At 61.9% G+C, this 21,993-nt stretch carries 21 protein-coding genes; 8 read left to right on the top strand and 13 right to left on the bottom strand.

What is annotated here, in order from left to right; translation table 11 throughout:
• The first annotated feature begins 104 nt into the window (after nt 1–104).
• Complete coding sequence (locus PPGU16_RS31850; protein WP_180726700.1) at nt 105–1,325, top strand: MFS transporter; 1,221 nt, start codon at nt 105–107, stop codon at nt 1,323–1,325.
• A gap of 81 nt (nt 1,326–1,406) precedes the next feature.
• Here PPGU16_RS31850 and PPGU16_RS31845 read toward each other — a convergent pair whose 3' ends face one another.
• The 8 genes from PPGU16_RS31845 to PPGU16_RS31810 all read right to left on the bottom strand — a co-directional run bounded on the left by PPGU16_RS31845 (nt 1,407) and on the right by PPGU16_RS31810 (nt 8,864).
• Entirely contained in the window at nt 1,407–2,417 is a 1,011-nt protein-coding gene (locus PPGU16_RS31845) for a GlxA family transcriptional regulator (protein ID WP_180726699.1), read from the bottom strand.
• A 224-nt stretch (nt 2,418–2,641) separates the two neighbouring features.
• Entirely contained in the window at nt 2,642–3,025 is a 384-nt protein-coding gene (locus PPGU16_RS31840; RefSeq protein WP_180726698.1) for a nuclear transport factor 2 family protein, read from the bottom strand.
• 97 nt (nt 3,026–3,122) lie between these two features.
• Complete coding sequence (locus PPGU16_RS31835; RefSeq protein WP_180726697.1) at nt 3,123–3,389, bottom strand: transposase; 267 nt, start codon at nt 3,387–3,389, stop codon at nt 3,123–3,125.
• A 288-nt stretch (nt 3,390–3,677) separates the two neighbouring features.
• Nucleotides 3,678–5,093, bottom strand: coding sequence for a purine-cytosine permease family protein (locus PPGU16_RS31830; protein WP_180726696.1), 1,416 nt, complete (start codon nt 5,091–5,093; stop codon nt 3,678–3,680).
• Between the two features lie 93 nt (nt 5,094–5,186).
• Nucleotides 5,187–6,356 (bottom strand): acetylornithine deacetylase, encoded by a 1,170-nt coding sequence (gene argE / locus PPGU16_RS31825; RefSeq protein ID WP_180726695.1) that lies wholly within the window; start codon nt 6,354–6,356, stop codon nt 5,187–5,189.
• On the bottom strand, nt 6,349–7,026 hold the full coding sequence (locus tag PPGU16_RS31820) for a DUF1028 domain-containing protein (RefSeq protein ID WP_180726694.1): 678 nt from the start codon (nt 7,024–7,026) through the stop codon (nt 6,349–6,351). Before PPGU16_RS31820 ends, argE begins: the two co-directional genes overlap by 8 nt.
• Nucleotides 7,027–7,036: 10 nt before the next feature.
• Entirely contained in the window at nt 7,037–7,474 is a 438-nt protein-coding gene (locus PPGU16_RS31815) for a RidA family protein (RefSeq protein ID WP_180726693.1), read from the bottom strand.
• A 55-nt stretch (nt 7,475–7,529) separates the two neighbouring features.
• The gene (locus tag PPGU16_RS31810; protein ID WP_180726692.1) at nt 7,530–8,864 is read right to left on the bottom strand and encodes a flavin-containing monooxygenase; all 1,335 of its coding nucleotides are present in this window, start codon (nt 8,862–8,864) and stop codon (nt 7,530–7,532) included.
• Nucleotides 8,865–9,107: 243 nt separating this feature from the next.
• Between PPGU16_RS31810 and PPGU16_RS31805 the strand changes: the two genes are divergently transcribed.
• From PPGU16_RS31805 to PPGU16_RS31780, 6 genes are all read left to right on the top strand, one after another.
• A complete protein-coding gene (locus tag PPGU16_RS31805; RefSeq protein ID WP_180726691.1) occupies nt 9,108–10,034 on the top strand; it encodes a LysR family transcriptional regulator in 927 nt (308 codons plus the stop codon).
• Between the two features lie 189 nt (nt 10,035–10,223).
• On the top strand, nt 10,224–11,372 hold the full coding sequence (locus tag PPGU16_RS31800; protein ID WP_180726690.1) for an SRPBCC family protein: 1,149 nt from the start codon (nt 10,224–10,226) through the stop codon (nt 11,370–11,372).
• A gap of 32 nt (nt 11,373–11,404) precedes the next feature.
• On the top strand, nt 11,405–12,592 hold the full coding sequence (locus PPGU16_RS31795) for an ABC transporter ATP-binding protein (RefSeq protein WP_180726689.1): 1,188 nt from the start codon (nt 11,405–11,407) through the stop codon (nt 12,590–12,592).
• 1 nt (nt 12,593) lies between these two features.
• Complete coding sequence (locus tag PPGU16_RS31790) at nt 12,594–13,649, top strand: ABC transporter substrate-binding protein (RefSeq protein ID WP_180726688.1); 1,056 nt, start codon at nt 12,594–12,596, stop codon at nt 13,647–13,649.
• A gap of 37 nt (nt 13,650–13,686) precedes the next feature.
• Complete coding sequence (locus PPGU16_RS31785) at nt 13,687–14,940, top strand: ABC transporter permease (RefSeq protein WP_180727130.1); 1,254 nt, start codon at nt 13,687–13,689, stop codon at nt 14,938–14,940.
• 30 nt (nt 14,941–14,970) lie between these two features.
• Entirely contained in the window at nt 14,971–15,798 is an 828-nt protein-coding gene (locus PPGU16_RS31780; protein ID WP_180726687.1) for an ABC transporter permease, read from the top strand.
• Nucleotides 15,799–15,826: 28 nt separating this feature from the next.
• Here the strand turns inward: PPGU16_RS31780 and PPGU16_RS31775 are convergent, their stop codons facing one another.
• From PPGU16_RS31775 to PPGU16_RS31765, 3 genes are read right to left on the bottom strand one after another with little or no spacing between them, the layout of a single operon-like run.
• Nucleotides 15,827–16,948 carry a DUF2817 domain-containing protein gene (locus tag PPGU16_RS31775; protein WP_180726686.1) on the bottom strand — a complete coding sequence of 374 codons (1,122 nt, stop codon included), beginning with the start codon at nt 16,946–16,948 and terminating at the stop codon, nt 15,827–15,829.
• An 11-nt stretch (nt 16,949–16,959) separates the two neighbouring features.
• A complete protein-coding gene (locus tag PPGU16_RS31770; protein ID WP_180726685.1) occupies nt 16,960–18,120 on the bottom strand; it encodes an FAD-binding oxidoreductase in 1,161 nt (386 codons plus the stop codon).
• Nucleotide 18,121: 1 nt separating this feature from the next.
• A complete protein-coding gene (locus PPGU16_RS31765; RefSeq protein WP_180726684.1) occupies nt 18,122–19,195 on the bottom strand; it encodes an aromatic ring-hydroxylating dioxygenase subunit alpha in 1,074 nt (357 codons plus the stop codon).
• 134 nt (nt 19,196–19,329) lie between these two features.
• Between PPGU16_RS31765 and PPGU16_RS31760 the strand changes: the two genes are divergently transcribed.
• Nucleotides 19,330–20,277, top strand: a complete 948-nt coding sequence (locus PPGU16_RS31760) for a LysR substrate-binding domain-containing protein (RefSeq protein WP_180726683.1) — start codon at nt 19,330–19,332, stop codon at nt 20,275–20,277.
• Nucleotides 20,278–20,293: 16 nt separating this feature from the next.
• On the opposite strand, the gene PPGU16_RS31755 is transcribed toward PPGU16_RS31760, so the two are convergent.
• The gene (locus PPGU16_RS31755) at nt 20,294–21,136 is read right to left on the bottom strand and encodes a phytanoyl-CoA dioxygenase family protein (protein ID WP_180726682.1); all 843 of its coding nucleotides are present in this window, start codon (nt 21,134–21,136) and stop codon (nt 20,294–20,296) included.
• A 32-nt stretch (nt 21,137–21,168) separates the two neighbouring features.
• Nucleotides 21,169–21,942, bottom strand: a complete 774-nt coding sequence (locus tag PPGU16_RS31750; RefSeq protein WP_180726681.1) for an ABC transporter substrate-binding protein — start codon at nt 21,940–21,942, stop codon at nt 21,169–21,171.
• Nucleotides 21,943–21,993: the final 51 nt, after the last annotated feature.

Genomic DNA, 21,993 nt, shown 5'->3' with positions numbered 1-21,993 from the left:
CGATGTTGGGAGATTCTCTTTAGAAATGCAAGCGCGTAGCCTTCTGGCGATGGGCCACAGCGTCGTGCTTCATGCCCTGAAGATCGAAAGAAAAGGAGAGTGCCGTGAACGGCCTGCCAACCACACCTGATCAACCCCAGCCCCCCGCGGTCGCGTCACGCGCCAGGATCGTCATGATGGCGGTCATCGCGGGCGCGGTGATCACCAACATCTACTGCACGCAACCGATCCTGCCATTGATCGCGTCCGGCCTGCAGGTCGACCTGACCACCGTCGATCTGGTCGCCGGCGCGGCGCTGCTCGGCTTTGCGACGGGTCTTGCCTTGCTGTTACCACTCGGCGATCGCTTCGACCGTCGCAAGCTCGTGCTCGCGCAGATTGCGCTCGCCTTCGTCTTCGCCTTGGGTTCCGCGTTCTCACCCGGCATCTGGCCGTTGATCGGCGCGTCCTTCGGACTTGGCGTCGTCAGTTGCGTGCCTCAGCAGCTCGTGCCCTTCGCAGCCGTCATGTCATTGCCGAGTGAACGCGGGCGTTCGGTCGGCACGGTCGTCAGCGGCATCATGGTCGGCATTCTGCTGGGCCGTACGATCAGCGGCGTGGTCGGCGCGGCCTACGGCTGGCGCGCGGTCTACGGCGTAGAAGCGCTGTTCATGATCCCCGTCTGGATCGCTGCCGCGTCGCTGCTGCCGCGCGGCGTGCCTTCCACCGATCTCTCCTACGGTCGTCTGCTCGTTTCGCTCTGGCCGCTGGTTCGGGACAATCGCCCAATTCGCGAATCGATGATCGTTCAGGCGCTGTTGTGGGCCGGCTTCAACGCGTTCTGGGTCAACCTGGCAGCGCTGCTCGCAAACGGGCCGCAGCATCTTGGCAGTGCGTGGGCTGGTGGTTTCGGCATCATTGGCGCGACGGGTGCACTGGCCGCTTCGCTCGGCGGCCGTGCGACGGATCGGCTCGGCTCGCGGACCGTCATCGCGGCGAGCATCGGTATCGTTACGCTGGCCTATGTGCTGCTCGCCGGCGCGGAGTCTTCGCTTGCGTTTCTGATCATCGGCGTCATCGTGCTCGATATCGGTGTGCAGTCGGGCCTGGTGTCCAACCAGACGCGCGCCTTTGCCGTCGATCCCAAGGCGCAAGGCCGCATCAACAGTCTTTATATGACGGCCACCTTCTCCGGCGGCGCCATCGGCGTGATGATCAGCGGCTGGCTGATGACCCGCTTCGGCTGGACGGGCGTCGTCGTCTTCGGCATTGCACTGGGGCTCGTTGCTTCTGCATACCACTGGCTTGGTGGCAACCGGCGCGTGCGAAGCGCGGCTCAATCGTGACGTCGATCATGCGCTCAAGGTGAAACGCCAGGTTCGCGTGGCGGCCAATATCATCGTCGCATGGCATTGGTCGCCCGTGCTTTACGCCGTGGCCTCGAAGTCAATGGATCGATCCGTCCGATGCATGCGTCGCGGCATGCCGTGCACACTCTGGCCACTTCGCTTTTGCTGTCGATACTGCATAGGTGTCACGTTGATGCGCCTAAGAAAAACCATACGCATATGCGTCGCGTTGTGAAAACCGCATTTGAATGCAACGGTCTTCAGCGGATCGTCCGTCTCACCCAGTATCTTTCTCGCGGCGTCTACCCGAAGTTCTTCCACGAATGCGGATGGTGTGGTCTGCGCGTGTTTTGCAAACAGCCGCGAAAAACTTCTTCTGCTAACGGAGACGGCGCTCGCAAGCTGTTCGATCGACAGTTCATCGGCGATATGTTCGTTGACGTAGCGCTGTACTTTCTCGATCAGCGTGCTCTTGCCTGCAGCGGGATCGATATACGGTCGGCCCTCCTGATCCATGTCCATGCCGAGCCGTGTCGCGATCCGTGCAGCGAATTCATGGCCCCAGTCGTCGGCGACCTGGGAAAGGCAAAGATGCCAGCCCGCCGTTGCACCGGCGCATGAGACCAGGTTGCCATCGCGGATCAGGACCCTGTCGGGGCGGATGCGTGCCAGCGGAAATTCTCTTGCCAGAGAACTGGCATCGGCCCAACTGGCGCTGACTTCTCTGCCATTGAGCACACCTGCCTGCCCTAACAGAAACGCCCCATTGCAAATGGAGCCGATCCGCTTCGATTGAAGAGCACGATCGCGCAGCCAGTCCAGGAAGTCGCGCTTCGGGCGACAGTTCGACGCGTGCGCTCTCCCCGTCACCAGCAACACATCGACAGAGGTTCGAAACGCCGTGTAGTCGAACGGAACGGAAAGCTGCATCGAATTCGAGCAAGCTATCGGGCCCGCACGTTCACCGATCAACGAAACCTGATACTGACAGGCTGCCCGCAGGCATTTATTCGCTTCGGCGAAGACATCGAGTGCGCCGGCAATATCCAGCGCTTGCACACCGTCGAGCACGACAATAGCGATTTTCATTTTCCGGATCCGCACGTGTGCGACTGGAACGACGTTATCTTGCGCGTGACACACCCAGATCGACATGACGGCAATCACGTTCGACCTTGTTGGTAAAACTAGTCGTATAGCCTACAGATAACCACCCCACTATTGTTCGAAACCGTCACTGCAATGGGATGGACGGGTCATACTTCCGTATAGTCCGGGTGGCGTGCGAGCGGAAGAAGGGCCGAACGGATTCGTCACGCGATACGCTGAACCCATTGACTACGCCAGTCTGGTGCATCGAAGGGGTCCGCAAAGTATTGCGTCTCGTGTACGACCTTGCTGTCATGGAATCTCATGATGCTCACGACGTAGGTCGCACGATCCGTGTAATTGATCATGTATTCCGTGATCCAGAGATCGCCGTTACCCTGAATTCGCCTGACCTCGAAACCAGAAGGCCGGCCGGGATGATGACCGCGCAACGCCTGCAGATTGCTTCGTCCAAGGATGCGCTCGCCTGATTGCGGGTAATCGCAAATGGCGTCGTCGTGATAAATGTCATGTTCCAGTTCGAGGTCGCCTTCCGCCGACGCGCGCCAGTGCGCATTCAGGACCTCACGAATCTGTTCCTCTTTCATCCGCCACCTCCAGCATCAGGATGCGCATTCAGGCATTTGCAAGCTCTGCCTCAAGCGACATGCGACCCATGTCAGCAGCATAGGCGCAAATCGAGTGTCACGCTGGTGGTAGAACGAGTTCCGATCCCAACTCATCGACGATCTTTTGCCACGTGCCGTCCTTTTTCCAGGTCAGCCATTTGTTGTAGCACGTCTGGGAAGCAGGATGCCCGGGTGGAAGATGGTGCCAACGCTTGCCCTGAACGACGACCCATAGAATGGCGTTCAACGCAGCGCGAGGATCGGCGGCGGGTCGCCCCGCTTTTGCAGACGTGTCGAACAGATGACTGACGCGCGCCCATTGGCGGTCGGTTAGCGGGTCCATCTGTGCCCCCAATATGGTGTCGATCAATTCCGAACCGATGTGGCAATGGAGATCGACACATGCTGTGGGTGCAAGAAGCGAGCCACGCAGATAGCGGCTTTCCCGAAGGCTTATGAAACCGCTATTTAAGACGTGACCTGGCGCGCGACGCGCGCCCTTCGTTTCGTCACGCCGCGAATGGCGGCTGAGAATGATCGAGCGGCAGGGCTGCCGCTCAGATGTACCGCGTTCGGAGTCCCGCGATACGCGGGGCTCCGCTCTTTACGACAGTTTCAGATCGACACTCGCTCAACGAACCGTCGCCCCCAACCCCGCATTCAGACGGCGCCGATACGTCGTATTCCGCGTTGCCAGCCAGTAGTACAGCGGTGACGTCAGCACCAGCCCGATCACCCACGAAAGATCCGCGCCGTCCAGATAGCCAGGTACGGGTCCGGCATACATCGGCGTGTTCATGAACGGAATCTGCACGGCAATACCCACGGCGTAGGCGATAAGCGCTTGCGGATTGAAGCGTCCGTAAATGCCGCCGTCCGCCTCGAAGATCGAGTCGATGTCGTACTTGCCTTGATGGATGACGTAAAAGTCGATCAGATTGATTGCCGTCCACGGCACGAGCACGACGAGCAGCGCAAGCACCAGATCGACCAGGTTGCCCACGAAGTTCGTCGACGCCCCGAGCGCCGCATAGCAGCACGCGGCAAGAATGACGACCGAGAACACCGCACGCGTTTTGGCCGTCGGAATCCAGCGGTACGCAAAGGTCTGCACCGAGGTGATCGCCGCGAGCACCGCGCCGTAGAGATTCAACGCGTTATGACTGATGACGCTCAGCAGGAACAGCACCAGCATCGGCAGGCCGAGCGGCCCCGTCGCCTGCTTGACGGCATCCATCGCATCGACGCCGGGCGGCACGGCCAGCACGGCAACGGCGCCGAAAACGAACGCGAGGGTCGAGCCGATCGTACAGCCCAGATACGTCGCCCAGAACGTCGACGCGACACTGACATTCTCAGGCAGGTAGCGCGAATAGTCGGACACGTACGGCGCAAACGCGATTTGCCAGAGCGCGGACAGCGAGACCGTCGCGAGCCATCCAGCGATATTGAAACCGCCGCGCGTCAGAAAGTCCGCCGTCGACACGTGCGTCAGGATGTACCAGAAGCCGACAAAGATGCCGATGCCCAGCACCCACGTGCCGATCCGGTTCAGTATGTGGATGAAGCGATAGCCGATGATGCCGATCAGCCCCGAGCCCAACGCGCCAAGCACGATGCCTACCGGCACAGGCACAGTCGATTCGATTCCGTGCAGCGATTTCCCCGCCAGCACGATGTTGGAAGCGAAGAAGCCCACATACATCACGCCCGCAATGACCGTGACGAGCAGCGCGCCCCACGATCCGAACTGCGCGCGGCTCTGGATCATCTGCGGAATGCCCATTTGAGGACCTTGCGCGGAATGCAGCGCCATCAGCACGCCGCCGACGGCCTGCCCCACAACGATCGCGACGATGCCCCAGAACAGGTTCAAATGGAAAAGCTGGACGCCGAGCGCGCCCGTCACGATCGGCAACGGCGCGATATTGCCGCCGAACCAGAGCGTGAACAGATCGCGCACCTTGCCGTGACGATCCGCGGGTGGCACATAGCCAATCGTGTGTTTTTCGATCAATTGGGAAGCTTTGCTGTCCGTGGTGGCCAAGATGCTGTCTCCTGTCTCGCGCAGCTGCGCTGCGATATTCAGCGGCTCAGGCGTTGCCCGAGCGCGCTCGTTGCTTGCGTTCATCCATTCGAATCACGAGCCGGACCGGATCGAGAGGTGATCCGCCAGTCGCATCAACATCGCATCGCATGCTTCGAGTTGCTCGACTGTGACGAATTCGTCCGGCTTGTGTCCCTGATCCATGCTGCCGGGTCCGCAGACCACGGCAGGAATGCCTGCCTGATTGAAGAGTCCGCCTTCCGTGCCGAATGCCACCGTGCCGAACTCGCGGGAGCCACACAGCATGGCGAGTAGCTGCGCTGCGTCGCTGCCGGGTGGCGTTGCGAGGCCGGGGTATGCGGAAAGTGACTCGAGGCGAATATCGGTGTCGGCGTTCACTGCGCGCATCTTCGGCAATAGCTGGGTCTGCGCAAAGGTCTGCAACTCGTCGGCCACGTTCGTTGCGTCGTAGCCGGGCAGCGCCCGCACTTCGAAATCGAATTCGCATTCGGCCGGCACGATGTTGAGCGCCCTGCCACCTTTGATGACACCCGTCTGCACGGTCGAATACGGCGGATCGAAGCGTTCGTCGTGCTGTTCAGGCGACGACAACTGCTCGCCGATCTCTTCGAGACGGTTGATCAGACGCGCCGCGTACTGAATCGCGTTGACGCCATACGGCGCGTACGCCGAATGGCAAGGTGCGCCCTTGACCTGGCAGCGCATCGCCAGCTTGCCTTTGTGACCCAGCACCGGCTTCAATTCCGTCGGTTCGCCGATCAGGCACAGCGCAGGCTTGTGCGCGCGCTTCGCCAGTTCGGCGAGCATCGGCCGCACGCCCAGACATCCCACTTCCTCGTCATACGAGAACGCAAGATGCACCGGCACCTTCAGATCGCGAGCGACGAACCCGGGCACGGCTGCCAATACCGATGCGATGAAGCCTTTCATATCGGCCGTACCGCGTCCATACAGGCGTCCGTCTTTTTCACTCAGACGGAACGGCTCGACCGTCCAGGGCTGCCCGTCGACAGGCACCACATCGGTGTGACCGGAGAGCACGATGCCGCCGCCGTCATCCGGACCGATCGTCGCGAACAGATTCGCCTTCGTGCGCTCCGCGTTGTAGAACAGCTCGCTATGCACACCGAGATCGCCGAGGTAATGCCGGATGAAATCGATCATCGCGAGATTGGAGTCCCGGCTGACGGTGGGAAATCCGATCAGCTGTTCGAGCAGCGCGCGGCTCGAGCGGTCATTCATCGCCCGGTACTCCATAACTCGGCGCGGCCGTTGGATTGAGCGCGCGGGTCACGTAGTCCTGCATTTGCGGCTTGTACGCTTGCCAGAGACCGTCGAGCTTGCCGATGGGATCGTCGTCGGCCCAATCGACGCGCAAATCGACGATCGGCCAGCTTTGATCGCCGACGATCTTCAGCGCCGCCGAATGCACGGGGCCCGCTTCACCGCCTGCGGCCATCGCGGCATGCATCGCCGCGAGCAGACGATCGGCGAGTGCGCCTTTCGCATTCGCAAATGCAGGCGCCATCGACTCGATCACGCCAATGTCCGCCAGCATATTGCCCGCCGCGACGCACTGTTCGCCCGCCACTGCGTGATACGTGCCCAGTGCTTCCTTGCCGCTGAAAAACGCGGTGCGTCCGCTCGCATCGATCACCGTTACCTGTCGATACTCGCTCCAGTCGTTCGCCCCGAGCGCACGGTCCAGCGCTGCCGCGGGTTCGAGTAGCGTGTGCTGCAGCAGATCGAGAACCTGCGGACCGAGCGCGGGCAGCGTCACGTTCTGCGTCGCCACTGCGCCCACGCCCGCGCGCACCCACGGGCAACGCGCGCCGACTGCGATGCTCGAAGAACTGATCGCAATGCCGAGTTGCCCCGTTTCCGCACAACGTCCGACGATAGAAAAAGTCATGTCGTGTTCCTCAGCCCTGAGACGGCGTCCATCCATCGGGAATGACGGCGATCACGTCGATCTCCATCAGCCATTGCGGCTGGCCCAACGCCGTGACGACCAGACCCGTCGAAATCGGGAACACGCCCTTAAGCCACTTGCCGACTTCCTGATACACGGGCTCGCGATACCGCACGTCAGTCAGAAACGTGGTCGTCTTGACGATGTGCGACATGTCGCTGCCCGCTTCCTGGAGCAACTGCTTGACGTTCTTCATCGCCTGCTCGGCCTGCGCACGCGGATCGCCAAGCCCCACGAGCTGCCCGTCGAACGTGGTCCCCACCTGGCCGCGCACGTACACCGTATTGCCCGCGCGCACGGCCTGACACAGGTCGTTGTCGAGCGTCTGGTTCGGATACGTGTCCTTCGTGTTGAACATGCGGATACGGGTATGCGTAGGTTGGCTCATCAATGCACCTTGATACGAAAATAAAGGGAGAATGCGGGTCGGGTTCGTGGGCGCGTCAACTCAGGTCGAGTTCGCTGACCTTGTGAATGCCTGAATCGGCTACGGCGTCGTTCGGTGCCTTTGCCTGGCGATCAGGCGCGTCGTAGTACGCGTGATATTTGCGCTGCGTGGCGATGTGATCGGCAACATGCTTCGCGTCGTGCCACACGCCCCAGATGAAAGCGGAACCGCGACGCGATAGCCACGGAAGACCCAGAAAATAGATGCCCGGCTCTTTCGATACACCGCGCTGATGCTTTGGCTTGCCTTTCTCGTCGAAGGCATCGACTTGCAGCCAGTTGAAATCGACGGCATAGCCGGTCGCCCAGACAATCGACGTCACACCGGCCTTGACCAGATCGAGTTCGAGAATCGGATTGATGACACAGTCCGGGTCTGCGGGAATGACGCGCGCCTCGGGTTCTTCCGGAAGTTCGAGACCGTTGCGGGCCGCGTACGCATCCGCTGCATCGAGCAACGACAGATAGTTTTCGTCGCCACGCGCGATGTTGTCCGCCAGGTCCGAGTCGAACGTGACGACGGTGTCGTCGAACGATTTCGTCAAACCGACGAGCGTGACGCCCTGATGCGCAAGACGCCGGAAGTCCACGGTGTGGCCGCCGCGCGCACCGCTCACCGCGATGGTCACATGTTCCTTGCCCGGACGCATGACTTCGGCATCCCATTCGCCGAGCACGCCGAGCCACCAGCAGAAGTCGCGGCCACGATACCCGCGCGGCGGGCGATCGTGCGGTCCGACCGACAGATACACCTGCTTGCCCGAACGCTGCAGTTCATCGGCGATCTGCACGCCCGACGAACCCGCGCCGATCACCAGCACGCCGCCTTCGGGCAACTGCTGCGGGTTGCGATAGTCGGCGGAATGAATCTGCGTGAACCGATCCGATTTCGGCGCGACGGCGGGAATCAGCGGGCGTTGAAACGGTCCTGTTGCAACGACCACACGGTTCGCTTCGAACGTACCCTCGGAGGTCTCGACGATGAAACCCTGGTGGCCCGCATTGCGCACCACTTTCTTCACTTCGACGCCCGTGCGGATCGGCGCGTCGAATTTCTTCGCATAGGCGACGAAGTAATCCGCGACCTGATCCTTCGACGCGAAGCCATTGGGATCGACCTCGGCGAACTCCAGATTCGGGAAACGATCGTGCCACGCGGGTCCATTGGCAACCAGCGAATCCCAGCGTCCCGTGCGCCACCGCTCGGCGATGCGCGCGCGCTCCAGCACGATATGCGGCACGCCGATGTTGCTCAAATGTTCGCTCATCGCCACGCCGGCCTGACCGGCGCCGACTACGAGCGTGTCGATTGACGTTGTTTTCACTGCCATGGCTAAGTCCTTCTCAAAGGCGGTTTGATTCGAGCCGTCGCGGCGTCGCGTTCGATGCGGGCGAAGCGACCTGTCGAGCGGCGCGCAGCACCGTGAATCAGCTGTCCTGGTGCAGAATCTACGCGCGCCCCTCGAATCCGAAAAATATATTTAAAAAATGCATGGCATCGGATTTACCTATGCAGCGTTTTTTGAACGCATCACAATGGTGCGCAATGAACGCCCGAATCTGGAGCATTGCCGATGGAAAACCATCCCCTGCGCTACTCGCTTCGCCAGTTGCGCTATTTCGTGGTCACGGCGGAAACGCTGTCCTTTACGGCCGCCGCGAAGCGCCTGCATATCTCGCAGCCGTCGATCTCGACGGCGCTCGCCGATCTCGAATCGTCATTCGGCGTGCAGCTTTTCATCCGACATCACGCGAGCGGCCTGTCGCTCACGCAAGCGGGCCGCGATCTGCTTGGGCAGGCGCGCAATCTGCTGAAGATCGCCGAGGAATTGCAGACGTCCGCGAAAGAGATGGACGGCGGCATGACGGGCTCGATCGCGCTCGGCTGCCTCGTTTCGCTCGCGCCGCCCCTGATGCCGAGGCTCATCAGCCGGTTCGCGAGCGAGCATGCGGGCATTTCGTTTCGCACCGTCGAAGCGCATCAGGACGGTCTGCTAAGAGGCCTGCACGACGGCTCGCTCGACATAGTTCTGACCTATAGCCTCGACCTGACCGAGGACATCGCCTTCACGCCGCTGCTGTCGTTGCCGCCGTATGTGATCCTGCCCACGTCTCACCGTCTTGCCCGCGCGCGCAAGGTATCGCTGGCCGACCTGTTGCACGAGCCTTACGTGATGCTGGATCTGCCGCACAGCCGCGAGTATTTCGCCGCACTGTTCGACGCCGTGGGCAGCCGGCCCGTGCCGGCGTTCCGCTCATCCCAGCCGGAGGTCGTGCGCGGCATGGTGGCGAACGGACTCGGCTACAGCATCCTCAACTTTCCCCTCAAGTCGAACCGCACTGTCGACGGCGAAGACTTCGTCGTGAAGCGCTTCAAGGACAACGTCAACGCGACCACGCTCGGCATCGCGCAATCACGCACCATGCGGCCCCGGCAGGTGGTGCACCGGTTCGCGTCGTATTGCGAAACGTACATCAGACGGTTGCATCTGGACTCGTAAACCCTGCTCCAAACAGGCGTTGGGGCCCGTGCTGACAGCATCGGCGCTGCATAGTAAAAACCTTTGCTTTGCATCCAAAAACAATATTTTGGCTGGGAATTTGGCTTGATAGATTGATGTCCATGTCGAGCGCAACACCGCGCAATCCAGCGTCGGCCGCACTCGCAAGCTCGAAACAAGGAGGGCGACATGGCAAACCCGGCAAGGACGATCGCAATCGATGCGCTGGTCGATGAACTCCTGACCGGTTGCGATCGCCCTTTCAGCGAAGCGCGCTCGATGCCGCCCGGTGTCTACACGTCACCCGAATTTCTCGCACTGGAAGAGCGCGATATCTTCTCGCGCGAATGGCAATGCGTCGGCCGCGCGAGCGCGTTGAAGGACGCCGGCGACTACCTGACTGCGCGCATCGGCGACCAGCCGATCGTCGTGCTGCGCGACGAGCAGATGCAGTTGAAGGCAATGTCGAATGTCTGCCTGCATCGCATGTCGGTGCTGCTCGAAGGACGTGGCAATGTGCGCCGGATCGTGTGCCCGTATCACGCGTGGAATTATTCGCTCGATGGCGCGCTGAAGGGTGCGCCGCTGATGGATCGGCAAGCAGGCTTCTGCAAGGAGAGCTACCGCTTGCCTGCCGTGCGCTGCGAAGAATGGCAAGGCTGGATCTACGTGACGCTCGATGAAAACGCCCTGCCCGTTCACACGCGGCTCGCTGAATTGAACGAGTTGATCGGCGCATACGGCATGTCCGACTACATCGAAACTTTCTATGAAGAGCACGTGTGGGATACGAACTGGAAGATCCTCGCGGAAAACTTCATGGAGAGCTATCACCTGCCGATGCTGCATCGCGCGACGGTAGGCCCGCATTCGCGGCTCGAAGAAATGGAATGCCCGCCCGGCCTTCCGGCCTTCAACTATCACTGGATCACTAAGGAAGCGTCCTTGCCGATCGGCAACGCGCATCCCGACAACACGCGTCTCACGGGACACTGGCGCAAGACCACGGCTTTGCTCGCGATTTACCCGACGCATCTCGTGACCCTGACGCCGGGGTACTTCTGGTATCTCGTGCTGCAGCCCGAAGGCGTGGGGCGCGTGCATATCCGCTTCGGCGGCGGACTGGCGCCGGAGTTCGTCGCCGATCCGCAGGCGCACGCCTACATGGATACGCTGAAAAAGCTCCTCGACGACGTGAATGCGGAAGACCGGCGCGGCGTCGAAGCCGTGTTTCGCGGCGTGCATGCACCGCTTGCGAAGCCCGGCCATCTGAGCCATCTCGAACGCCCCAACTATGACTTCGCGCGCTATCTCGCGGCGAAGATCGGCACGCATTGACTACGACGCAACACCGACAGGACGCCAGCACGATGTCTAACCCTTCCTTCATTTCATTCTCGGGCGTGAGCAAATCGTATGACGGCGCGAACTACGTCGTCGACGATCTAAACCTCGACGTGCGCAAGGGCGAATTCCTGTCGCTGCTCGGGCCGTCGGGTTCGGGCAAGACCACCACTCTGATGATGCTCGCGGGTTTCGAAACGCCCACGCAGGGCGAGATTCGTCTCGACGGCAAGCGGCTCGACGACAAGCCGCCGCATCAGCGCGACATCGGCATGGTGTTCCAGAACTACGCGCTCTTTCCGCATCTGACGATTGCGGAGAACGTGGCGTTTCCGCTTTCGGTGCGTCACGTGAGCCGCGCCGAGCAGAAGACACGCGTGAAGCGCGCGCTGGACATGATCGAATTGCCGCATCTGGCCAACCGTCGTCCGTCGCAACTGTCGGGCGGACAACAGCAGCGCGTCGCACTGGCGCGCGCGCTGGTGTTCGAGCCGAGCGTCGTGCTGATGGACGAACCGCTCGGCGCGCTCGACAAGCGTCTGCGCGAAACGATGCAATACGAAATCATGCGCCTGCATCGCGAGCTGTCGCTCACGATCGTCTACGTGACGCACGATCAGGCCGAAGCATTGACGATGTCGAACCGTGTCGCCGTGTTCTCCGATGGCCGTATCCAGCAAGCCGCTACGCCGAGCGAGCTTTACGAGAATGCGCAGAATGCCTTCGTCGCGAACTTCGTCGGCGAGAACAATGGATTGACGGGCCGTGTCGTCAACGTCAGCGACGACAGCGCGACCCTCGCACTGGCGGACGGCAGCATCATTCGCGGCCGCTGCGAGAGCGGGCTGCGCGAAGGCGACGAGGCGATGCTCGCGCTGCGCCCCGAGCGCGCGCATATTCCGAGCGCCGAAGGCACGCAGGTCGACGGACACAACAACGTCGTGCAAGCGCGCGTCGAAGAACTGGTGTATTGCGGCGATCATCACCGCGTCCATCTGAAGCTCGGTGCGCGCGACGCCCTCGTCGTCAAGGTGCCCAACACGCAACGCCACGCGCTGCCCGCGCCGGGCGACATGGTCGAGGTCGCATGGCGCCACGACGACTGCAAGATTCTCGCAATGACGGCAAGCGCGCATCGCAACGCGCCTGCCAATTACTCCCCGCCGTCTCCGTTACCTTCCATCATTACGACCGCACCCGCAGGAGCCAACTGACATGCGCACTCCAATCAAGGCACAACGTGCCGCACTTGCCGCCCTCTCCGTCTTCGCGTTCTTCGCCGCCAGTGCTCAGGCAGCAGAGACGCTCTCCGTCGTGACCTTCGGCGGCGCCTATGAAGCCGCTGCGAAGAAGGCCTATTTCGAGCCGTTCACGCAAGCCACGGGCGTGGGCTTTTCGACGGAATCCTACGACGGCGGCCTCGCCAAGCTCTCCGCGATGGAACAGGCGAAGAACACCACATGGGATCTGATCGACCTCGAAACGAATGATGCCATCACCGCCTGCGATGAAGGCCTGCTGCAGAAGTTCGACAAGAAAACGTTGGGCAAGACGAGCGATTTCATCCCCGGCTCGATCAGCGATTGCGCCGTGGCGAGCATGGTCTGGTCGACCGTCTTCGCCTACGATGCGAGCAAGCTGAAGAGCGCGCCGACCACCGTCGCCGACTTCTTCGATCTGCAGAAATTCCCGGGCAAGCGCGGGCTGCGCAAGTCGCCGAAGGTATCGATGGAATGGGCGTTGATCGCCGACGGTGTCGATCCGAAGGACGTCTATAAGGTGCTCGCTACGCCCGCAGGCGTCGATCGCGCGTTCAAGAAGCTCGATACAATCAAGAAGAACATCGTCTGGTGGGAATCGGGTGCGCAGGCGCCGCAGTTGCTCGCTGACGGCGCAGTTGTCATGACGCAAGCCTACAACGGCCGCATCGACGATGCCGCGAAGAAGGACAACAAGCCGTTCAAGGCCGTCTGGGATGCGCAGGTATACGACTTCGACTGGTGGGGCATTCCCACGGGCGCGAAGCACGCGGACGCGGCGGCGAAGTTCATCGTGTCCGCTTCGCAGCCGAAAGCGTATGCCGATCTGTCGAAGTACATCGCCTACGCGCCGCCGCGCAAGGACGCGATCGCGCTCGTCGACAAGCAGCGGCTGTCCGATCTGCCGACCTCGCCGCAGAACTTCAAGCGCGCGCTGCAGATCAACGCGAACTTCTGGGCCGACAACGCGGACCAGATCAACAAGCGTTTCCAGACCTGGCTGACCCAGTAACTTCGCTGTTCAAAGAGAGCCCGACGTGACTACCAGCATGCCCGTATCGGCCCCAGCCGCGGCTTCGGGCTCTCCGACGAGAGCCAACGGCCGCGCGTCGTTCCAGAAGGCGCAGCGCCGCGCGTCGGCTCAGGCGCTGCTGCTGGCGCTGCCGTTGATTCTGTTTCTGCTATCGACATTCATCGCGCCCATCGCGTTGCTGCTCGCGCGCAGTGTGCAGAATCACGAAGTGCCCGACAGCATGCCTGCGCTCACCCGCGCGCTCGATGCATGGGACGGCCACGGTGTACCGGACGAACGCACGTTTGCACTGCTTGCGTCGGGCCTCAAAGAAGCGCAAGGAAGCGGACAACTCGGCACGGTCGCGCGACGCCTGAACTTCGCTCAGCCCGAGTTCCGCAGCCTGCTGATGCGCACCGCGCGCAATCTGCCCGCCGATGCGCCGCCCGCATGGAAACTCGCGCTCACGCAAATGGACGAGCGCTGGAACTCGCCGGAAACCTGGCGCCTGCTGAAACGCGCCGCCGCATCGCCGACGCCGGACTATCTGCTCGCCGCCGTCGATGCGCAAGTCACGCCGCAAGGTTCCGTCGAGTTCGTGCCGGACAACTCGTCGGTCTATCGACAGGCGTTCCTGCGCACGATCTCGATCAGCGCGACCGTTACGGTGCTGTGTCTGCTGCTCGGCTACCCCGTCGCGTGGATGCTCGCCAATCTGCCCGCGAAAAGCAGCAACCGTCTGATGCTGCTCGTGATCGTGCCGTTCTGGACCTCGCTGCTGGTGCGCACCACGGCATGGTACGTGCTGTTGCAGCCGGGCGGCGTCATCAACAGCCTGCTGATGGGACTCGGACTCGCGACGCATCCCGTGCCGCTCATCTTCAATCGTGCGGGTGTGCTGATCGGCATGACGCACGTGCTGTTGCCGTACATGATTCTCGCCATCTATTCGGTGATGAAGAGTGTCTCGCCCATTTACGTGCGCGCGGCGCAGTCGCTCGGCGCACATCCATTCACCGCATTCGTGCGCGTGTATGTGCCGCAAACGCTGCCGGGTGTCGGCGCGGGCTGCTTTCTCGTGTTCGTGCTGGCGCTCGGGTACTACATCACGCCCGCATTGCTCGGCGGAGCGGGCGACGAGATGATCAGCCAGCTCATTGCGATGCAGACCAACACGCAGCTCAACTGGGGGCTCGCGGGCGCGCTGTCGGCGTATCTCGTGATCTTCACCGCAGTGTTCTACTTCCTGTTCAACCGCATCGTCGGCATCGACCGTTTGCGCTTCGGTTGAGCCACGCCTACACGACGACAAAGAGCCGCCATGCAAAATCAACGGAAGAAGGTGTTGACGGAGCGCATCGCGACGCACTGGGTGCGCGTGCATACCGCGATCGTGTTGTTCTTTCTGATCGCGCCGATTCTCGCGATCATCCCGCTCTCGTTCAACTCGGGCTCGTATTTCTCGTACCCGTTGCAGGGCTTTTCACTGCGCTGGTACGAACAGGCGCTGACCAGCGGCGACTGGCAGCGCGCACTCCTGAACAGCCTCGGCATCGGCGCGGCCTCGACGCTGATCGCAACATGCCTCGGCACGCTCGCCGCGCTCGGCCTGAGCCGCACGCAGTTTCCGCTGCGCTCGCTGATCATGCCGATCATCATTTCACCGATGATCGTTCCCATCGTCGTCGTCGCGGCCGGGTTCTATCTGATCTTCGCGCCGTTGGGGCTGGTGAATTCCTATCCCGGCGTCGTGCTGGCGCATGCGGCGCTCGGCACGCCCTTCGTGGTCATCACCGTGACGGCGTCGCTGCTGTCGTTCGATCAGAGTCTTCTACGCGCCGCATCGGGTCTCGGCGCCAGGCCCTGGATCGCGTTCCGGCGCGTGACGCTGCCGCTGATTGCGCCGGCCGTCGCGACGGGCAGCGTGTTTGCATTTGCGACTTCGTTCGATGAAGTGATCGTCATTCTGTTCATCGGCGGGCCGGATCAGACCACGGTGCCGCGGCAGATGTGGAGCGGCATCCGAGATTCGATCGATCCTTCAATACTCGCCGTCGCGACGATGTTGATCGTGTTTGCGGTGCTGCTGTTCGCAAGCATCAACTGGCTGCGCAGCCGGGCTGCGGCTGCGAGCCAGGCGCTCGTCTGAGGTGCTTTAGAGGTGCTTTAGAGGTGCTTCAGCTTTGCTTCGGCGTGATGCCGGGCAGCGCGGCAAGCGCCCGCATCCAGATCTGGCGCGTGCGCATCCATACCAGTTCGCGCCAGTCGGGATCGGCGGGCATGAACGATTCGAACAGTGCGCGGCTGATCGCGCGTCCTCGCGCATCGTGAGGGTCACCGTACAGATGCAGCCAATGGTCGTCGCGCAGCGCCGTGTGCATCGGCGCTTCGGGATAGGTGCCGCACTCGATGACGAGCTGCAGCAAGTGCGTGTCCGGCAACGCGTCCAGCATCGCTTGCGACGTATAGCCCGTCGCCCGTGCGACCACGCCTGTCTCGCTGACTGCTGCATCCGCGTGCGTGACCAGCGTATAGAGCCACGGGCCATAGAGGCGCTGCGCGTCGGCGAGCCCCGGATAGACCGATTGCGTGATCGACATCAGCATCGGATGGCCGAACGCGCCTGCGCCCGTATGCAGGTCGAAGGCAATCGCAACCTGAGCGGGCTTGAGGAAACGCGCGGCGATATCGCGCAGCGTGCGGTTCGACCAGGTGGGCTGCTGGCCGCCATAGAACAGACCGTCTGCGTGGAGGTATTGACCCGCGCCGACGATTGCCTGTACCCCGGACCACCCCAACGCGTCGATCTGCTTCGCGAGCAGCGCATCGGCATGCTGCCTCTGCGGACCGTCGATGTCGCGGCACGTGTAGATTTCATGCAGCGCTTCGTAGCGCGGATTGTCGGGCAGCGCAGACGTGAAGTCGACGTAGTTGCGATTCAGATCGACATTGTCTTCGTTCACGCGCCTGACCCACGCCGTACCCCACGGGTTGATCAGATGGACCATCAGCACGGCGACATCGTCGGGTAGTGGGTGCGTTGCCAGTTCGCGCAGCCACGCGGTTTGACAGGTCGAACCGTAGTAGCCCTCTACGCCATGTGTGCCCGATAGCGTCATCAGTACGCGGGATGCGTCGGGCTTGCCGAGCCAGGCGACGTCTGTCGCGAGCGCTTCGCCATTCGGTCCTTTCAAAGGATGCGCATACGTCGTCAATGCGGCGCCTGCCGCGCGGGCCGCGTCGAGAAACTGGGTGCGCTGCGTGTCGAAATCGGGTTCGACGGGAAAGCTGATCTTCATAAAGTCCCCGGTTATTCAAACGTTCTTGCGTCGTCGGATAGCGCCAGGGTAACGCTTCCCACGGGCTTCGCGCAACACAGCAATACTGTACCTTCCGATGGCGGCTCCAGGGGTTCTTCCGTGTATTCGACCTTCCCGTCGATCAGACCCGTCACGCAGGTGTTGCAAATGCCGATCCGGCAGCTGAACGCGGGCTCATAGCCGTGCTTCTCGGCGAATTCCAGCAGCGAGCCACAGGCCGCGTCCCATGCGACGGGCTCGGCTTGTGGTCGAAAGCGGATGGTCGTTACCGTGGCGGCGGCTTCCTGAATCACTTCACGTGATTGCGCGCTTAAAGGCTCCTCGACCGCATCTTCCTCGAGAACCGTCGCGGGACCGAAGAACTCGTAATGAATGCGTTCACGCGCAATACCGAGGCTGCGCAACAGCTTCCAGCTCGACTGCATGAACGCAGGCGGACCGCATAGATAGACTTCGTAGTCATCGAGCGGCAACAGGCTTTGCAGCGTGTCTTTTGAAATCAGCCCTTCGCTGTCGAAGTTCTTCAATACGCGGTCTTCCGCAGAAGGAAGCCGGTAACAGAAGTGCACACGAACGTTCGGATGCGCTGCCGCCACCGCCTCGACCTCGTCGCGGAACGCGTGCACCGCGCCGTTTTCGCACGCATGGATGAAATGCACGCGCCGCGCGTGCGCGCCGTCCATCGCACGCAGGCAATGCAGCATGCTGACGAGCGGCGTCAACCCGACTCCGCCACTCATCAATATCACGGGTCGTGCAACGTCGTCGCCGCATACGAACGCGCCCGACGGTCCGGCGAGTTCCAGTTCATCGCCGACGTGGACATGCTGATGAAGATACGACGAGCCGCGTCCAGCGGGGACAGCGGCGCTGCCCGCCTCGCGTTTGACGGAGATTCGCCAGCGCGTTCGATCGGCGGGATCGCCGGACAGGCTATATGTGCGCAACAGACGCTCGCCCGGCGACAACGGCAGGCGCACCGTGACGAACTGCCCAGCAGCGAACGGCGTCAACGCTTCACCATCGGAAGGCACGAGATCGAACGAAACGATCGATGCGCTTTCCTGTGTGCGCCGCGTCACGCGAAAACGCCTGAAGCCGGGCGCTGCGCGCGACGCGGACAGCGCCGCCGGATCGTCCATGACGCGCATGTCAGTGCTCCGCGCGCTGGCGGCTCACCACATACACAGGCGCGGTCGTCGCCGTGACCTGCTGCTCGCGCTCGATCATCTGCGCAATCGCGCGTCTGAACCGCAGCGGTCCAGCATCGATTGCGAGATCGATGTTCGGCGTGCGGGCGTTCTGCATGCCGCGATGAACGGCCGTCAACACGACGCGGTCCTCTTCGAAAGCGTGGCGCACGTCCGCGTCGAACTGGCGTGACACCTGTTCGTCCTGCGGCGCGAAGTTGCGCGTCTGGAACCAGTAGTACCGTGTATGCGATTCGTCGACGGGCGTCATGAAGTTATACGAGTTCATCAGGAACACATCGGGATGAAGCGGCGCGCCGTCGCCGCCCGTGCCCGACGGCGTAAAGATCGCCTTGATGATCGCGTGCGACGGGAAGCGCACTTCGTAATGCTGCTTGCGGTCGCACCGCCCTTCGAAGCCGACGAACTGCGCATAGAACGGCGCGACGTCGACATCGCGCATCCAGCGTGAGACGGTCACGCCATGCGCAGCGACCTCGGTCTTCAACGGCTCGGCCTCGCACGCAGCATTACCGAACGACGACGGATGCACCCAAGCCACATGCGAAGGGTCGAGCAGATTGTCGGTGACATAAAGGTAATGGCAGTCCACCGTCATCGCATCGCCGCGATTCACGCCCCACGCAGGGTTGCCCCATTCGTCGATGTGCACGATCGTCGCGGCGTCCGCCTCGTCGGCATCGCCCATCCAGATCCACAGCAGGCCGTAGCGCTCCGCCAGCGGATAGCTGCGCACTTTCGCGCCGGGCGGAATGCGCGGGCTACCGGGCGCGCGCACGCATGCGCCCTCGCAATCGAAGGTCAGGCCGTGATAACCGCACTCCACCTGATCGCCGATCAGTCTTCCCATCGACAGCGGCAGCTTGCGATGCGGGCACGCGTCTTCGAGCGCGACGGGTGTGCCATCCTCGCGGCGATACAACACGACCGGCTCGCCGAGGATCGTCACGGGCATGAGCGTGTGCGTGACCTCTGCGTCCCATGCTGCGACGTACCATGCATTCCTCAGAAACATTGCGCGGCCTCCGTTATCCGGTTTCGTATTCACTTGCCGGTCAGGATAAAAAGCCAAAACATAAAAGAACAGATGTCAAACACTGGCTGTTCGTTTAGAGTTTCTAAATCGTCGAACCTTTCCCCACCCATACGATGACGACGAACAGCTTTCCCCCTTTGCGCGCATTGCAGGTGTTCGAAGCAGTAGGCCGGTGCGGCGGCGTGACGGAAGCGGCGAAGCGGCTTGGCATCTCCCCCGGTGCAGTGAGCCAGCAGATCAAACTGCTTGAAGACACGCTCGGACTGCACCTCACGCAAAAGGACGGCAAGCGCCTGAGCCTGACGTCGATCGGGCGCCAGTATCACGAGAGCTGCGCGGCCGCGTTCGAAAGCCTGCGTGTCGCGCATGCGGAAATCGAGCGGGCGAAGAACACGCGCAATCTCAGCGTCAGCGCGCTGCCTTCGCTGCTGTCTAAATGGCTCGCGCCGCGCATGCTCGAATGGCAGCGGCAGCACGCGGATCTCAGCGTGTATCTCGACGGCACGCATACGGAGCCGTCGCCCGATGGCTACGACATCGACTTTCGCATCAGCTACGGCGAGCGCATCGCGGATGTCGAGAACTCCGTCGAACTGTTCCGCGATTACGTGGTGCCCGTTTGCAGTCCGCAACTGCTCGCAGCGGATGCGCCACTCGCTGCGCCCGCCGAGATCCTCGGCTATCCGTTGATATCCGTCGACTGGCGGCCGAAGTTCGCGTCGCCGCCTTCGTGGCGCGAATGGCTCGTCGCCAACGATGTCGATTGCAGTGAACTGAACGAGAACCGTCAGGTGTTTTCGTTATCGAGCGTCGCGATTCAGGCGGCGATAGACGGCTACGGTTTCGTGCTCGCGCAAAGTTCGATGGTCTGCGACGATCTTGCCGCAGGCCGCCTCGTGATGCCCTTCGCGCTAGGATTGTCGCTGCCGTGGCCGTATTTCCTCACATGGAAGCCGAATGCGTTCGACAGACCGCATTGCCGCAGCTTTCACCGCTGGCTCGTGACGCGCGGCAAGGAACAGCAGCAACTCAACGACAGCATGCTGAGCGTGGTCGCCTGAAGCGAAGGACCGTGCATCAGCCCGCGCTCGCGCGCCACAGCACGGGAAACAGCGGATGGTCCATCGGCGCGCCTTCGGGCAATTGCGCATCGAGGCCCGGGAAATCGGGGGACGTGCGCCAGCGGCGCGGTGCGTGACGAACATCGTCGCCGATGAAGCGGACCGAAAACGCGCGCCGCCGCGTGTTGCCGCCAACGCCACCCGATGCATGCAAGGTCAGCATGTTGAAGCACACCAGGTCGCCCGGTTCGAGCGCCCATCCGATGATCGGATAAGCGGCGCGGTTCGATTCGATATCGGGCAGGTCGGCGAGCGTGCCTTCCGGAAACCATTTCGCCTGGTTGTCCATGAACGTGCGCGGCATGAGCCACGGGCCGAGATGCGAGCCGGCCACGAATTCCAGCGTCGATTCGCGCGAAACGGGATCGACGGGAATCCACATGCTGACGTTCTGCGAGCCGCTAATGTTGCAGTACGGCTGGTCCTGATGCCACGGCGTGCGCTGCCGCGTGTTCGGCTCCTTCACGAGCAGATGGTCGTGATAGAGCCGCACGGTTTCGCCGCCCATCAGCGCGCCCGCTGCGGCAGGCGCCGCCGACCCGTCAATGAAGCGGCGATACGCGTCGTTGTCCTGCCAGTTGCAGAAGTCTTCGAAGAACCAGCCTGGATCGTCGGGACGGCTCGCGACTTTCGCGCGCGGACTCGGCTGCGCGAGGTTGTGCTCGATGCCTTCACGCAACAGCGCAATCTCGTCTTCCGTGAAGAGCTGGCGGATGCACACCGCACCATCGCGGCGAAAGTCGGCGATCAGTTCCGGCGTCAGCGCACGTTCGATGCGTGCGTCGATGTCTTGCAGCATGGTGTCTCCGTATAAGGCGCGATTCGATCGTCTCAGCCGTTCAGGATATCGAAGTCGAAGTAACGGCGTTCGATCTTCTGATACGTTCCGTCCTTGATCATATCGGCAATGGCCTGATCGATCATCTCACGCAACTGCGGATCGTCTTTGCGCAAGCCGATCGCGGCGCCCTTGCCCAACGTCTTCGCATCGTTCACGGGCCCTCCGAGAAACGCATAGCCCTGCCCTTGCGGCGTTTTCAGAAAACCCTCGCTGCCGGAAATCATGTCGGTCAAGGTTGCGTCGAGTCGCCCCGAGCGCAGATCGGTGTAGACGAGTTCCTGATTGGCGTATGAAACGACATTGATGCCGGCGGGCGCCCAGTAGGCTTTTGCGTACACCTCTTGCGTCGAGCCTTGCGCGACACCGATGTTCTTCCCCTTCAGCGATTCGACCGAGGGTTGCAAGCCAGCGCCAGCGCGTCCGATCAGGCTGCTCGGCGTGTTGAACAGGGTTGTCGAGAATGCCACTTGTGTTTCGCGTTTCGGCGTCACCGACATGGCCGACAGGATCGCGTCGAACTTGCGCCCCTGCAGGGCGGGAATGATGCCGTCGAACGCCGTTTCGACCCATACGCATTTTGCGTGGAGCCGGCGGCAAATTTCATTGCCGAGGTCGATTTCAAAACCGACGAGTTTGCCGTCGGGCGCCTTCGACTCGAACGGCGCGTAAGTGGGATCGACACCGAACTTCAGTTCGGTCAACTCCTTCGCGTGTACGGACAATGCTGCGAGCAATAGTGCGAGACAAACCAGCGGCTTTTTCATGAGCATCCCCGTTCCAAACAGCAACCGTTGAAAAAACGGACGATTCGCTTG

The sequence above is a fragment of the Paraburkholderia largidicola genome (assembly GCF_013426895.1).
GTDB classification, from domain to species: domain Bacteria; phylum Pseudomonadota; class Gammaproteobacteria; order Burkholderiales; family Burkholderiaceae; genus Paraburkholderia; species Paraburkholderia largidicola.
The sequence above is the reverse complement of the archived record's forward strand: the minus strand, read 5'-3'. Positions and strand labels throughout refer to the sequence as shown.

What these genes read in the sequence shown, in the direction of transcription:
- PPGU16_RS31800 (WP_180726690.1), top strand. Translation starts at nt 10,224, where the DNA reads ATGGCAAACCCGGCAAGGACGATCGCAATCGATGCGCTGGTCGATGAA.
- PPGU16_RS31775 (WP_180726686.1), bottom strand. Translation starts at nt 16,948, where the DNA reads ATGAAGATCAGCTTTCCCGTCGAACCCGATTTCGACACGCAGCGCACC.
- PPGU16_RS31770 (WP_180726685.1), bottom strand. Translation starts at nt 18,120, where the DNA reads ATGCGCGTCATGGACGATCCGGCGGCGCTGTCCGCGTCGCGCGCAGCG.
- PPGU16_RS31790 (WP_180726688.1), top strand. Translation starts at nt 12,594, where the DNA reads ATGCGCACTCCAATCAAGGCACAACGTGCCGCACTTGCCGCCCTCTCC.
- PPGU16_RS31820 (WP_180726694.1), bottom strand. Translation starts at nt 7,026, where the DNA reads ATGACTTTTTCTATCGTCGGACGTTGTGCGGAAACGGGGCAACTCGGC.
- PPGU16_RS31750 (WP_180726681.1), bottom strand. Translation starts at nt 21,942, where the DNA reads ATGAAAAAGCCGCTGGTTTGTCTCGCACTATTGCTCGCAGCATTGTCC.
- PPGU16_RS31835 (WP_180726697.1), bottom strand. Translation starts at nt 3,389, where the DNA reads ATGGACCCGCTAACCGACCGCCAATGGGCGCGCGTCAGTCATCTGTTC.
- PPGU16_RS31760 (WP_180726683.1), top strand. Translation starts at nt 19,330, where the DNA reads ATGACGACGAACAGCTTTCCCCCTTTGCGCGCATTGCAGGTGTTCGAA.
- PPGU16_RS31780 (WP_180726687.1), top strand. Translation starts at nt 14,971, where the DNA reads ATGCAAAATCAACGGAAGAAGGTGTTGACGGAGCGCATCGCGACGCAC.
- PPGU16_RS31840 (WP_180726698.1), bottom strand. Translation starts at nt 3,025, where the DNA reads ATGAAAGAGGAACAGATTCGTGAGGTCCTGAATGCGCACTGGCGCGCG.
- PPGU16_RS31805 (WP_180726691.1), top strand. Translation starts at nt 9,108, where the DNA reads ATGGAAAACCATCCCCTGCGCTACTCGCTTCGCCAGTTGCGCTATTTC.
- PPGU16_RS31755 (WP_180726682.1), bottom strand. Translation starts at nt 21,136, where the DNA reads ATGCTGCAAGACATCGACGCACGCATCGAACGTGCGCTGACGCCGGAA.
- PPGU16_RS31765 (WP_180726684.1), bottom strand. Translation starts at nt 19,195, where the DNA reads ATGTTTCTGAGGAATGCATGGTACGTCGCAGCATGGGACGCAGAGGTC.
- PPGU16_RS31815 (WP_180726693.1), bottom strand. Translation starts at nt 7,474, where the DNA reads ATGAGCCAACCTACGCATACCCGTATCCGCATGTTCAACACGAAGGAC.
- PPGU16_RS31785 (WP_180727130.1), top strand. Translation starts at nt 13,687, where the DNA reads ATGCCCGTATCGGCCCCAGCCGCGGCTTCGGGCTCTCCGACGAGAGCC.
- argE (WP_180726695.1), bottom strand. Translation starts at nt 6,356, where the DNA reads ATGAATGACCGCTCGAGCCGCGCGCTGCTCGAACAGCTGATCGGATTT.
- PPGU16_RS31810 (WP_180726692.1), bottom strand. Translation starts at nt 8,864, where the DNA reads ATGGCAGTGAAAACAACGTCAATCGACACGCTCGTAGTCGGCGCCGGT.
- PPGU16_RS31845 (WP_180726699.1), bottom strand. Translation starts at nt 2,417, where the DNA reads ATGAAAATCGCTATTGTCGTGCTCGACGGTGTGCAAGCGCTGGATATT.
- PPGU16_RS31795 (WP_180726689.1), top strand. Translation starts at nt 11,405, where the DNA reads ATGTCTAACCCTTCCTTCATTTCATTCTCGGGCGTGAGCAAATCGTAT.